Source organism: Mycobacterium sp. PDNC021, from assembly GCF_048282635.1.
GTDB lineage: Bacteria > Actinomycetota > Actinomycetes > Mycobacteriales > Mycobacteriaceae > Mycobacterium > Mycobacterium llatzerense.
This window is the reverse complement of record NZ_CP182502.1, coordinates 164,150-176,993: the sequence shown is the minus strand read 5'-3', so window position 1 is coordinate 176,993 and position 12,844 is coordinate 164,150. Positions and strand designations below refer to the sequence as shown.

Genomic DNA, 12,844 nt, shown 5'->3' with positions numbered 1-12,844 from the left:
GCGGTGTCGGGTGCTGGGGTCAGCACCGATCTCCAGGAGCTATATCGGCGATAGCATCAAAATAGTTATCGAGGGGTCTCCCAGGAAGGAGTAGGTGCCGTGGCAAATCCGCTACTGGATTTCGTCATGTCGGTGGTCCGTGATCCCGACGTGGCAGCCCACTACGCCGCCGACCCCGCCGGTGCCATCGCCGACGCCAACCTCAGCGGCGTCACCACGGCTGACGTCGCGCACCTGATCCCGGTGGTGTCCGAGTCCCTGGGGACGGTGTCCTCCATGGCGGGTGGCGTACCGACCGTCGGATTCGACGATCCGGGCGTCAACGTATGGACCAGTGGTGCTGCCACCGCGGCCTTCGACGCCTTCGACGCCGTCAACACCCAGGTGCCGACGGTCGTGTCCCCGCACGTGATTTCTGATCCTGACCTGGGTGGATTCGACAGCGGACCGGGCCTGCCGGTCCACGACACCGTGCCGGACCTGGCCGTGTCCGACGACCTGGGCCTGCACAACGATGTGCCGGTCGTCGACGCCGGGCAGCTGTCGGATCCGGGCGCGCTCGATTGGCATCCGATCGACACCGCAGACCCGTCGGCCGGCCTCGAGCACCATCAGGGCTTCGACTTCTTCAGCTGACCAGCTCACCCCCGACAAACGCCGGTGGCCACCATGGCCACCGGCGTTTTGCGTTTTCTCACCGCATACTCAGCAAACACCCTAGTTATCCCCTAATCCCCTAATTGGGGGAGTGGCGATACCCCACTATGTTCCATTGGGGGTAGGGGTGGTTGCCCCGTTTGCAGGGCCCTTGACGGCCCCTAACGTTGTTCTCAGTTCGCCGGACAGCGGCGAGGAAACTTCCAAAGAGCAACACCCCAACGAAAGGGACTCCAATGACCAGCCTGATCGAATTCATCATCGACCTGTTCCGCTTCCCCACCGTCGCGAGCTCGTTCGTCGCGAACCCCGAGCAGACCATGCGCGACGCCGGCCTCGCCGGTGTCACCTCCGCGCAGATCGCCGCAGTCGCCGCCAGCGCGGTGCCGGCCGGTGTGGTGCTCGGTGGCGGCGACCCGGTTGTCGGCCTGCAGAACGCGGTCTCGGACTACTACAGCATGTCCTCGCCGTTCTCCCCGCAGACCGGCTTCGTCTCGCAGCCGACCTTCGCCCCCAACACCGACTTCGCGAGCCACAACAACGTGCCGATCGCCAGTGGCAACGACATCCCGGTGCTGAGCCCCGACCAGCACGCCGGTGCCAACGCCCAACAGGGTGCCTTCAACCTGGGCTTCGGTGACATCACCCTCGGCGGCAGCCACGTCCAGCAGGGCGACGGCGGTGTCAACATCGCGGGCAACAACCACGGTGACATCGCCAGCGGCAAGGGCGCTGTGCAGGGCGACGGCAACACCGTCACCAACGGCGACATCCTCACCGGCAGCCACTCCCCGGTGATCGTCGGCACCGGCAACCACGCGAGCGACAGCTCGACCACCGCGGGCGGCAACGTCATCGCCGGTAACCACGGCCCGGTCATCAGCGACGTCAACACCGGTGGCGGCAGCGGTGGCAGCGCCAGCGCCGGCGGCGGCCTGATCGGCGGCGGCCACGCCAACGCCGGCGGTGGCGGCAACGGCGGCAACATCGTCATCAACGACGGCAACACTTCGAACACGCACGTCGGTGGCAACCAGACGACCACGACCGTCGGTCACGACCTGGGCAGCGGCAACAGCAGCGTCATCGATTCCTCGTCGCACTCGTCGGCGGTGAACACGAGCCTGAACAGCGGGAACACGGCCAACACCAGCATCGGTAGCGGCAACAGCACCCACACCAACATCGGCAGCGGGAACACCACCCACACCGATCTGACCGCCGACAACTCCGTGCACAGCACGGTCGCCGACAACTCGGTGCATGAGGCCAGCATGAACACCTACGCACCGGTCGAAACCCACACCACCACCGACATGAGCCACAACACCCACATCGATCCGCACATGCACTGATCGATCGCGACAAACCGTTCCGGCGGGGCCACTTACAGGCCCCGCCGGTCGTTTGCGCATACCGTTAGTCAGCGAGAATGCAGTCGAGGAGAACCCAGTGACGCAACCGAACGAGGCGAATCCGCGCCCGGTCGCGGTGATCGTCGAGTTGATCGACCACACCAGCCGGATCGCGGGCCTCAACGACCGCGACGACCTGGCGCAGCGGTTGCTGGCGGCCAAGACCCGGATCAGCGATCCACAGATCCGGGTGGTCATCGCCGGCCAGCTCAAGCAGGGCAAGAGCCAGTTGCTGAACTCGTTGCTGAACATGCCGGTCGCGCGGGTCGGCGACGACGAGAGCACCGTGCTCACCACCGTCGTGCACTACGGCGATGCGGCGGCCGCGGAACTCGTGCTGGCCTCGCCCCAGGAAGGTGGCGATCCGTCCGTCATCGCGATCCCGCCCAACCAGTTGTCGACCGATCTGCGTCAGGCTCCGCAAGCGCAGGGCCGTCAGGTGCTGCGCGTCGAGGTCGCGGCGCCCAGCCCCATGCTCAAAGGCGGACTCACCTTCGTCGACACTCCCGGTGTGGGCGGGCTGGGACAGCCTCACCTGTCGGCGACGCTGGGACTGCTGCCCGACGCCGACGCCCTCCTGATGGTCAGCGACACCAGCCAGGAGTTCACCGCCCCCGAACTCACGTTCATCCGCCAGGCTGTCGAAATCTGTCCGGTGGCAACGATTGTCGCTACCAAGACCGACCTGTACCCGCACTGGCGGGAGATCGTCGCGGCCAACGATGCGCACCTGCAGCGGGCGCGCTTGTCGCTCCCGGTGACTCCAGTTTCTTCGGCACTGCGCACCCATGCGCTGGCCCTGGGTGACAAGGAACTCAACGACGAGTCCAACTTCCCGGCGATCATCAAGTTCCTCACCGACAAGGTGCTGAGCCGTGAGAACGACCGGATCAAGGACGAGGTCGTCACCGAAATCCATGCGGCCGCCGAGCATCTCACGCTGACGGTGTCCACCGAGCTGGCCGCGATCAACGACCCCGACAAGATCGAGCGGATCAAAGCCGAGCTGGAGCGCAAGAAGGACGAAGCGCAGGAGGCGTTGCAGCAGACCGCATTGTGGCAACAGGTGCTCAACGACGGTATCGCCGACCTGACCGCCGACGTCGACCATGACCTGCGCAACCGGTTCCGCAACATCACCTCGCACACCGAGCGCATCATCGACGGTTGCGATCCCACCCAGCACTGGGCCGAGATCGGCGCTGAGCTGGAGAACGTGGTCGCGACCGCCGTCGGCGACAACTTCGTCTGGGCCCACCAACGTGCCGAGGCGCTGGCCGCCGAGGTGGCCCGCAACTTCGTCCAGGCCGGGTTGGACTCGGTGGAACTGGCCGAGGTCAGGGCCCGCGACATGGGTGCCGGCCTGGGGGAGTTCAACCCCGTGGCGCCGCTGGAGTCCCAGCCGATCAGGGCCGGACACAAGGTGATCACCGGGATGCGCGGGTCGTATGGTGGTGTGCTGATGTTCGGCATGCTGACCTCGTTCGCCGGGCTGGGCATGTTCAACCCGCTGTCGCTGGGTGCCGGACTTGTGCTCGGCCGCAAGGCCTACAAGGAGGACATGGAGAACCGGATGCTGCGCGTGCGCGGCGAGGCGAAGATGAACGTCCGCCGGTTCGTCGATGACGTGTCGTTCGCCGTCGGTAAGGAGTCGCGCGATCGGCTGCGAAACATCCAGCGCCACTTGCGTGATCACTACCGTGGCATCGCCAACCAGACCAGCCGATCGCTCAACGAATCGCTGCAGGCGACGCTCGCCTCAGCGCAGATCGAAGCGGGCGAACGCGACAACCGCGTGCGGGAACTGGAGCGGCAGTTGAACATTCTGCGCCAGGTCCTCGACAACGCGGTGAAACTGACGCCGTCCCTGGCCCAGTGAGCACAAGCGCACGCGTCCGCGCCATCCTGGGCGGCGTCACCTCTGCCTACCGATCCGACCCCGTCTATCAGCACCGGCCGCAGGCCCTGGCCGAACTGGACTGGATCGCCCGTCGGCTCGATCAACCCATCCGGATCGCCTTGGCCGGCACCCTCAAGGCCGGCAAGTCGACACTGGTGAATGCACTTGTGGGTGAGGAGATTGCGCCCACCGATGCCACCGAGGCCACCCGTTTGGTCACCTGGTTCCGGCACGGCACGGCGCCCCGCGTCACCGCCAATCATCGGGACGGCCGCCGCACCGACGTGCCGATCACCCGTGCCGACGGCCTGACGTTCGACCTCGCGAGGTACTCCGGGGCGCAGGGCGCCGCCAACGTGGGAGACATCGTCGACCTCGACGTGCAGTGGCCCGCAGTCGAATTGGAACACACCACCATCATCGACACCCCGGGCACGTCGTCGCTGTCGCGTGACGTGTCCGACCGGACGCTGCAACTGCTGGTGCCGCGGGATGGCGTCCCGCGCGTGGACGCCGTCGTGTTCCTGCTGCGCACCCTCAACGCGCCAGACATCGCGCTGCTCAAGCAGATCGGCGAACTCGTCGGCAGCGGCTCGGGTGCCCTTGGCGTCATCGGGGTGGCATCGCGCGCCGACGAGATCGGGGCAGGACGCATCGACGCGATGATGTCTGCCCGTGAGGTGGCCACCCGGTTCACGACGGAGCTGGACCGGACCGGAGTCTGCCAGGCCGTCGTCCCGGTATCGGGGCTGCTGGCGCTGACCGCGCGCACGTTGCAGCAGAGTGAGTTCACGGCACTGCAGAAGCTGGCTGCCCTCGACGGTGACGGTGCCACCGCGCTGACCAAGGCCATGCTGTCGGCGGATCGTTTTGCCCGGCAGGATGATTCGCTGCCGGTGGACGCCATCACCCGGGCCGCGCTGCTGGACCGGTTCGGCATGTTCGGCATTCGGATCGCGATCGCGGTGCTGCGCGCCGGTGTCACCGACTCGCAGGGGCTGGCCGACGAGCTGCTGGAACGCAGCGGGCTGGTGTCCCTGCGCGACGTCATCGACCAGCAGTTCGCGCAGCGCGCCGACATGCTCAAGGCACACACGGCGCTGCGCTCCCTGCGCCGCTTCGTGGAAGCCAATCCCATCTACGCGACGCCGTTCATCCTGGCGGACATCGATCCGCTGCTGGCCGATACCCACGCCTTCGAAGAGCTGCGCCTGCTCGGTCAATTGCGTTCCCGGCCAACCACATTGAACTCCGACGAGATGGCCTCACTGCGCCGCATCATCGGCGGGTCGGGCACCGATGCGGCGAGCCGGCTGGGGTTGAGCAACGATGCGCCGTATGACGGCCCGCGGGCGGCGTTCGCGGCGGTGCAGCGGTGGCGCCGACGGGCCGATCACCCGCTCAACGACCCCTTCACCGCACGCGCCTGCAAGGCCGCTGTGCGCAGTGCCGAGGCCCTGGTCGCCGACTACGCGGCGCAGGGAAGGTGAGATATTCGAGATCGTTCGCCATTTGGTACCCCGCGCAGCTACCGTTTGCGGGTGGCTCAATCGTTTGACCCCTTTGGACTGGTAGGACGCGCGGTCGACGCCGCTCGACTCGGGCTCGACGTCTACAGCTGGACCGAACAGCAGATCGTCGGCGCCCTGCGTAAAGGCCTCAACGAACTGGAACCGGAAGAAGGCGACGACGACATCGTCTCGGCGGCTGATACGTCGAAGCCGGCAGACAGCGACGACTCGCTCAACTCCAAGATGAGCCAGCTGCTGAATCGGGCGCTCGACCAGAACACCGCCGGCAGCCAGACCGAGCTGTACCACCACCTGCTCGATCAGTTGGTCGCCGACGAGGCCCGCATCGTGGGTGCGCTGTCCGACGGCTCCGTCTCTCCCTTGGTCAACGTGTTCGACCGGACCCGCAAGGCGGTGCTGGAGAACGCGGCACTGGTCGGCCGGACCGCGAACGTCGCGCTCCCGCAGATGACGCCGCAGTACGTCGGGCATTTGCTGGCGCTGCGCCTCGTGGAGATCGGACCGGAGGATTCTGCGCTGAAAACCGAGTATGAGGTGTTGATGGCTGAGACCATCGTCCTCAACGCGATCAAGGCCGCGTCGAAGGGTCCGCTACCCGCCAAGGTGGAGAAGCTGACGTTGACGTTGTCGCCGCTGGGCCGATCGCTGTGGGCCGCCGCCACCGCGGAGGACAACCAGGACGGGTGGCACTGATGTCTTTGACCGAGATCCTTCTCGACTTCCGCGAGCACTGGATCATCTACTTCTCCATGCCGCTGGTGGCCGCGTTCGTCGGCTGGAGCACCAAGATCGTCGCGATGGAGATGATCTACCGGCCGCTGGAGTTCAAGGGCATCGGTCCCATCGGCTGGCAGGGCATCATCCCGCGGCGCGCCGGCAAGGTCGGCTCCACAACCATCGAGCTGCTCACCGCGAACCTGCTCAAACCCGAGGAGCTGTTGTCCCGGATCGACGCCAAAGAGGCCGTCGAGGCGTTGCGCGAACCCCTGGCGGCGTCGATCAACGACATCGCCCGCGACGTCGCCGAAGAGATCCGCCCAGGCCTGTGGAATTCGCTGCCCGAGGCCGGTCGGCAGGCCATCCTGAACCGCATCCACTCCCAGGCGCCGCGCATCACCGAGAAGATGCTGAACGAGATGCAGTCGGACCTGAGCCGGTTCGTCGACCTGCAGTTCCTCTCGGTCACCACGCTGGTGCGCAACAAGGAGAAGCTCAACAAGCTGATGCGCGGCCTGAGCGACGACGCCATGGCGTTCGTGCGGCGCAGCGGCATCTACTTCGGTTTGATCATCGGCACCGCGCAGATGTTCGTCTGGGCGATCTTCAAACTGCCGTGGATCATGCCGGCGTTCGGTTTCGGTATCGGTCTGGTCAGCGACTACATCGCGCTGAACATGCTGTTCCGCCCGGTCAAGCCGACGAAATACTTGGGCTTCATCAAGTTCCAGGGGCTGTTGCACGCCCAGCGCGAGAAGATCACCGCCGACTACGCCCGCATCCTCTCCGAGGACCTGTTCGCCCCCGACATCCTCTTCGACGGCATCCTCAAGGGTCCGGGCGCCGACAAGCTGTTCGCGATGATCGCGCGCGAGGTCGAGGCCGCCATCGACAGCGAGGTCGGTGGGTTCACCGGCACCGTCGTGAAGTTCGCGGTCGGCACGTCGAAGTACAACGCGCTGAAGGACAAGATCGTCGACCTGGTGGTCGAACGGCTGCCGGACACGCTGCTGGACGCGCAGGACTACGCCATGAGCCAGATCGACCTCGAGCGCACGATCATCGAGAAGATGAATCAGCTCTCCAACGAGGAGTACGAGTCGATTCTGCGGCCGGTGTTCAAGGACGACGAGCCGTTGATGATCGCCATCGGCGCCATCCTCGGTGGCTGCGTCGGTGAACTCCAGGTCCTGATGATCGAGTTCTTCACGCACTAGTTGTGCGGGCGCGGTCCCGTCGGGTGGGTGCGCCGGGACTGGGTGATCGACGTCGACGTCGTCGGTGTCGGGGTGCGTCTGGTGGTCGTGCTGTCTCCCGAGGGCGGGGTCGTGGTCGACGTCGTGTCTGTCGTGAGCGGCAGGTCGATGTCAGTGGTCGTCGGCGTCGTCGACGGGTAGCTGGTCGACGTCGGGGAGGTCGTCGCCGTTGTGGTCGTGGCCGAGTGGCCCGAGTCGTCGACGATGACGGGCACCGGCGGGGGCTGCGGCTGGTTGTAGTGCCGCGTCAACCATGACCCCGCGAAATACAGCAGTGCGATGGCGGCGATCGCCGCGATGCTGGCGCCGACGACGTGCGGGGTGCGCTCGTGCCACGGCCGCTCGGTCATGGCCGGTCAGCGTAGCTGTGGAATGACCTCCGTGCTGAACAACTCGAGGTGGTCGAGATCGGCCATGTCCAGCACCTGAAGGTAGATGCGCTCGACCCCGGCGGCGACGAACGGCGCCAGCTTGTCGACGATCTCGGCCGGAGTGCCGACCGTGGGGGAGTTGCCGCGCATCTCGTCGACCTCGCGGCCGATGGCGGCGGCCCGGCGGGCGATCTCCGCATTGTCTTTGCCCGCGCACAGCACGAAAGCTGCCGAGTACGTGATGCTCTCGGGTGCCCGGCCGGCTGCTGCCACGGCCGCCCGCACCCGGCCGAACTGGGTAGTGAGCGTGTCGATATCGACGAACGGAATGTTGAACTCGGACGCGAACCGCGCCGCCAGCGCCGGGGTCCGCTTGGCGCCACCGCCACCGATGATCACCGGCGGGTGGGCCTGCGCCGGCTTCGGGAGGGCCGGGGAGTTCTTGACGGTGTAGTGCTTTCCGACGAAGTCGAAGTGTTCGCCGACCGGGGTGTCCCAGAAGCCGGTGAGGATCTGCAGCTGCTCGTCGAGCCGGTCGAAGCGCTCGCCCAGCGGCGGGAACGGGATGGCGTAGGCCTCGTGCTCCTCGGCGAACCAACCGGCGCCCAGGCCCAATTCCACACGGCCACCGCTCATTTCGTCGACCTGCGCGACGGCGATGGCGAGCGGGCCGGGATGCCGGAACGTCGCCGAGGTGACCATGGTGCCGAGCCGGATGGTGCTGGTCTCGCGGGCGATGCCGCCGAGTGTCACCCACGAATCGGTGGGGCCGGGCAGCCCGTCACCGGCCATGGCCAGGTAATGGTCGGACCGGAAAAACGCCGAGTAGCCGAGGCTTTCGGCGGCCTGCGCCACGGCAAGCTGGTCGGCGTAAGTGGCACCCTGCTGCGGTTCGACGAATACCCGGAAGTCCATGCCACCTAGCCTAATGAAATCAGAACGCCTTCACGCCCGCGGTAGAGACGAACATCCCGTGGCCGGTACCGGCGTTGGTGAAGCGGGTGCCTTCGGCTCCGGCGAGGATCGTCCAGCCCACCGCCGAGTACGTCTGGTAGTCGAGGGTGATCGTGGGGATGGCGCCGAGATTGCCTACCACCCAAGACAATTTGCCGGCGGCTGTGATCCGGACGCCGTTCGCGGTCTCCCCGTCGATCGTCGGCGCATTGGTGAACGCCGACTCGCAGTCGACCTCGGCGCTGTTGAGCTGGCACCGGGTCTGGCCGGACTTCGTCGCGACGAAGACGTAGCCGTTCTGCGGCGCGAGGGCCTGCGCGGTGGGTGGCGCGGCGCTCGGTGCCGGGATCGGGCTGACCGGCACCGGGCGGATGGCCTTCTCGGATGGTGTCGGGGTGCTCGCGGCAGACGATTCGCCCGTGGGGAGTCCCGACTTCGGGCTTCCAGGGGTGGTGCTGTCGCAGCCCGCGAGCAGGGCGACGGCCAGCGCCGCGGTGGCAGACCTGGTGAGCCGTGTGTGGTTCATCGGCCATCAGGCTACGGGAGATCCGATCGCGCTGATCCAGACCGCTGCCCCGGCGCGTCCTGCTGCCTAACGTCGATCTTCCGTAGTGAACAGAGGTGGCGATGAGCAGAAAACACATATCCCCGCTCGGTGTGGTCGGCGTCGTCGCCATCGCGGTGGCCGGAGTTCTGATCGGGTTCAAGAACATTCACGGTTCATCGCCGGATGCACTGCTGAACGTGTCGTACGATCCGACGCGCGAGCTGTACGCGGCGCTGGACCCGCAGTTCATCGCGCAGTACCGCAAGCAGTCCGGCGTCACCGTCGACATCACGCAGTCGCACGGCGGATCCGGCCGGCAGGCGCGCAACGTCATCGACGGCACGTCGAAAGCCGGTGTGGTCTCACTGGCCTTGGTCAGTGACGTCGACAAGCTGGCCAAGCGCGGGCTGATCGCCAAGGACTGGCAGCACCGGCTACCCAACAACTCGGTCCCCTATACGTCGACCATCGTGTTCGTGGTCCGCAAGGACAACCCGAAGAACATCCATGACTGGCCCGATCTGGTCAAGGGCGATGTCTCGGTGGTGACCCCGGACCCGCGCACGTCGGGCAACGGCAAGCTCAGCGTGCTCGCCGGGTGGGGTTCGGTGACGACCCGCGGTGGCTCCGAGGCGGCGGCCCACGACTACCTGGCGGCGTTGTTCAAGCACGTCGCCGTCGCCGATGAGGGCGCGCGCGGCGCGGCCACCAGCTTCGCCGTGCAGAAGATCGGCGATGTGCACCTGACGTGGGAGAACGAAGCCATCCGGGAGGTGGCTGCGGCACCGGGCGAGCTGCAGATCGTGTATCCACCAGTGAGCATCAAGGCCGAACCTGCGGTGGCCTGGGTAGGTGCGAACGTGGCCGGCAAGAAGACCGAGGTCTATGCGAAGGCCTACCTGAACTACCTGTTCACCGACCCTGCCCAAGACGTCATTGCGCAGTACGGCTACCGCTCGATCAACCCGCAGATCCAGGCCAAGTATCGGGCCAAGTTGCCGGACATCTCGCTGTTCCCGGTGTCCGCGATCGCCAAAGACTGGGACGACGCCGCCGAAAAGTTCTTCGGCGACAACGGAATCGTCGACACCATTCATCTTCCTGCGCAACGAACGGTGGTGGGATCGTGAGCCTGCTTTCGAACCTGAAACACAACTACGACCGCACCCTCGCCCGGCGCGATCTGATCGCCGGCCTGACGGTGGCCGCCATCGCCCTGCCGCAGGGCATGGCCTACGCCCTGATCGCCGGCGTCGACCCCAAATACGGCGTCTTCTCGGCCATCGTGGTGACGCTCATCGCGTCGATATTCGGTTCGTCGTCACACCTGATCAACGGACCCACCAGCGCCATCTCGCTACTGGTGTTCAGCTCATTGGCGTTCATCGATCCCGAGAACCGCACCGAACTGTTCGAAGCGCTGTTCCTGCTCGCGGTGCTGGTGGGCACCATTCAGATCCTGATCGCGGTATTCAAACTCGGTGACCTGACCCGCTACATCTCCGAGTCCGTGATCGTCGGGTTCATGGCGGCAGCGGCGTTCCTACTTGCCTTGGGCCAGTTGGGAAATGCGCTCGGCGTCAAGGACCGGGGCAATGGCAACATGCAGGTGCTGTACCGCACCTACCTCACGCTGTTCCACGGCGACGCGATCAACTACCGAGCCGTGGTACTGAGCGGCACAGCCGTCGTCGCAGCCGTGGTGCTCCGAAAGTTGGTGCAGCGCTACGGCTGGCCGCAGATCGACATGCTTGCCGTCTTGGTCATTGCGGCGCTGATCGCCTACTTCTCGGGCTGGTCGACACCCGGACACGGGGGCAAGACCGCGGTGTCGATCACCGGAAAGATCCCCGCCAGCCTGCCCGACTTCCACATTCCGGTGGTGCATTGGGAGTGGCTGCCGCACCTGTCGGAGGGCGCGTTGGCGGTCGCTTTCATCGGCTTGATCGAGGCGCTGTCGATCGCGAAAGCCATTGCGCACCAGACGCAGCAGAAGATCGACTACAACCGGCAGATTCTGGCGGAAGGGTTGGCCAACCTCAGCGGCGGCTTCTTCCAGAGCCTGCCCGGTTCGGGTTCGTTGTCGCGGTCTGCCATCAACTTCCAGGCCGGTGCGGCCACCAGGTTTTCCGGCGTCATCGCGTCGGTGGCGGTCGCCGGCGCACTGCTGCTGTTCGCACCGCTGCTGAGCTACATTCCGAAGGCGGCGCTGGCCGGCCTGCTGCTGGTGACCGCGGTTCGCCTGGTTGATTTTCAACGACTGGTGCACACGGTCAGGGCATCTCGCTACGACGCCGGGTTGGTGATCGTCACGGCAATCACCGGCGTGGTCATCGACCTGGACAAGGCGGTGCTGCTCGGCGTGCTGCTGTCGATCCTGCTGTTCGTTCCGCGGGCCTCCAAGCTCAAGATCGCCGAGCTCGTGGTCACCCCGGAACGCGTCGTCCGGGAACGGGTCGGCGACGAGCCGGACAATCCGGCGGTGCTGATCTACGACATCGAAGGAGAGTTGTTCTTCGGTGCCGCACCGGAAATCGAGCACGCATTGGACGCGCTCACCGAGCGGGTCAAGGCCGAAGGCACCCAATTCGTGGTGCTCCGTCTCAAGCGGGCCCGCAACCCTGACGCGGTCGGTATCGAGCGTATCGAGCGGTTCCTGCATGACCTGACCGAGTTGGGCGTCACAGTCCTGCTGGCCGGCGTTCGGCCCGACACTCTGGACGTCCTGGGCAACGTCGGGCTGCGAAAGTGGTTCCCGGACGAGCGCATCTTCCCCGAAGGGGAGAAGGAGTTCTCGGCAACGCTCAAGGCGGTCCGCTACGCGGAGTCGCGGCTGGCCCCCGGTGGCGTCAGCAGCGTCGAGGAGCTGTACTACCTGGTCTGACGGGACCCGCTACTGCGGAGGCAGCACCGGCGGCCGGCAGATGTTGTTGATCGGGTCCCACCAGGCGCCGTCGCGGCAGTCGAGCGGTGTCGTCGAGACCGGCGGCCGGCAGCTGTTGATGTTCGGGTCCCACCAGCCGCCGGGACAGTTCTGCACCAGCGGCGCCTGGCACCGGTTCTGCACCGGGTCCCACCAGGTGCCGTTGTCGCAGTCCGCGTGACTCACGGCGGGGGTGATCGCCGCGGTGATGGCCATGGGCGCCAAGGCGGCCGCGGCGATGATGGCGACACGCTGCAGAGACTTGTGCATGCCTTCACCCTAAAGGGCTTCAGTTACAAGGCAAGTCGCCCGGCGTGTAGTAGGGCACCCCGGCCGGGGTGTAACACGGCGGCCGGCCCGCGGCAGCCTGGGCGGCCGCGTCCTCCGGAGCGGCGGCGGCCACCGCGGCGTCGCCGGCGACGTTCGTGCACCCACCGGCACTGACGTGCCGGCCGCCGACACTGCCACACACATCGGCGTGCGCGACCGGTGTACCGACGGCCGGTATGGCCGCGGACGTCAGCAGGAAAAGCACTGCAGCTGCGGACTTCTTCATGGGGCGATTATTGACG

At 66.3% G+C, this 12,844-nt stretch carries 13 protein-coding genes; 8 read left to right on the top strand and 5 right to left on the bottom strand.

Annotated features, from left to right (window positions below):
• The first annotated feature begins 99 nt into the window (after positions 1–99).
• The 6 genes from ACNO8X_RS00935 to ACNO8X_RS00910 all read left to right on the top strand — a co-directional run bounded on the left by ACNO8X_RS00935 (position 100) and on the right by ACNO8X_RS00910 (position 7,438).
• Complete coding sequence (locus ACNO8X_RS00935) at positions 100–636, top strand: Rv0340 family IniB-related protein (RefSeq protein ID WP_418003762.1); 537 nt, start codon at positions 100–102, stop codon at positions 634–636.
• A 257-nt stretch (positions 637–893) separates the two neighbouring features.
• Positions 894–2,012, top strand: coding sequence for an IniB N-terminal domain-containing protein (locus ACNO8X_RS00930; RefSeq protein WP_418003761.1), 1,119 nt, complete (start codon positions 894–896; stop codon positions 2,010–2,012).
• 97 nt (positions 2,013–2,109) lie between these two features.
• Entirely contained in the window at positions 2,110–3,951 is a 1,842-nt protein-coding gene (locus tag ACNO8X_RS00925) for a dynamin family protein (protein WP_418003760.1), read from the top strand.
• The gene (locus tag ACNO8X_RS00920) at positions 3,948–5,462 is read left to right on the top strand and encodes a dynamin family protein (RefSeq protein WP_418003759.1); all 1,515 of its coding nucleotides are present in this window, start codon (positions 3,948–3,950) and stop codon (positions 5,460–5,462) included. The genes ACNO8X_RS00925 and ACNO8X_RS00920 overlap by 4 nt, the downstream gene beginning before the upstream one ends.
• A 51-nt stretch (positions 5,463–5,513) precedes the next feature.
• Positions 5,514–6,197 carry an Abi-alpha family protein gene (locus tag ACNO8X_RS00915; protein WP_418003758.1) on the top strand — a complete coding sequence of 228 codons (684 nt, stop codon included), beginning with the start codon at positions 5,514–5,516 and terminating at the stop codon, positions 6,195–6,197.
• Positions 6,197–7,438, top strand: coding sequence for a DUF445 domain-containing protein (locus ACNO8X_RS00910; protein WP_133762897.1), 1,242 nt, complete (start codon positions 6,197–6,199; stop codon positions 7,436–7,438). The genes ACNO8X_RS00915 and ACNO8X_RS00910 overlap by 1 nt, the downstream gene beginning before the upstream one ends.
• Here ACNO8X_RS00910 and ACNO8X_RS00905 read toward each other — a convergent pair.
• The 3 genes from ACNO8X_RS00905 to ACNO8X_RS00895 are packed head-to-tail and all read right to left on the bottom strand — an operon-like array spanning position 7,435 to position 9,328.
• On the bottom strand, positions 7,435–7,827 hold the full coding sequence (locus ACNO8X_RS00905) for a hypothetical protein (protein ID WP_418003757.1): 393 nt from the start codon (positions 7,825–7,827) through the stop codon (positions 7,435–7,437). The genes ACNO8X_RS00910 and ACNO8X_RS00905 overlap by 4 nt on opposite strands.
• A gap of 6 nt (positions 7,828–7,833) precedes the next feature.
• Positions 7,834–8,763, bottom strand: a complete 930-nt coding sequence (locus ACNO8X_RS00900; protein ID WP_418003756.1) for an LLM class F420-dependent oxidoreductase — start codon at positions 8,761–8,763, stop codon at positions 7,834–7,836.
• Positions 8,764–8,782: 19 nt separating this feature from the next.
• Complete coding sequence (locus ACNO8X_RS00895; RefSeq protein ID WP_418003755.1) at positions 8,783–9,328, bottom strand: hypothetical protein; 546 nt, start codon at positions 9,326–9,328, stop codon at positions 8,783–8,785.
• A gap of 101 nt (positions 9,329–9,429) precedes the next feature.
• On the opposite strand from ACNO8X_RS00895, the gene ACNO8X_RS00890 reads away from it, so the two are divergent.
• Both ACNO8X_RS00890 and ACNO8X_RS00885 read left to right on the top strand, forming a co-directional pair.
• Entirely contained in the window at positions 9,430–10,479 is a 1,050-nt protein-coding gene (locus ACNO8X_RS00890) for a sulfate ABC transporter substrate-binding protein (RefSeq protein ID WP_418003754.1), read from the top strand.
• Complete coding sequence (locus ACNO8X_RS00885) at positions 10,476–12,233, top strand: SulP family inorganic anion transporter (RefSeq protein ID WP_418003753.1); 1,758 nt, start codon at positions 10,476–10,478, stop codon at positions 12,231–12,233. The genes ACNO8X_RS00890 and ACNO8X_RS00885 overlap by 4 nt, the downstream gene beginning before the upstream one ends.
• 9 nt (positions 12,234–12,242) lie before the next feature.
• Here ACNO8X_RS00885 and ACNO8X_RS00880 read toward each other — a convergent pair whose 3' ends face one another.
• Complete coding sequence (locus tag ACNO8X_RS00880; RefSeq protein WP_133762892.1) at positions 12,243–12,542, bottom strand: hypothetical protein; 300 nt, start codon at positions 12,540–12,542, stop codon at positions 12,243–12,245.
• A gap of 19 nt (positions 12,543–12,561) precedes the next feature.
• Positions 12,562–12,828: a hypothetical protein gene (locus tag ACNO8X_RS00875; RefSeq protein ID WP_418003752.1), complete on the bottom strand. Its 267-nt coding sequence runs from the start codon at positions 12,826–12,828 to the stop codon at positions 12,562–12,564.
• Positions 12,829–12,844: the final 16 nt, after the last annotated feature.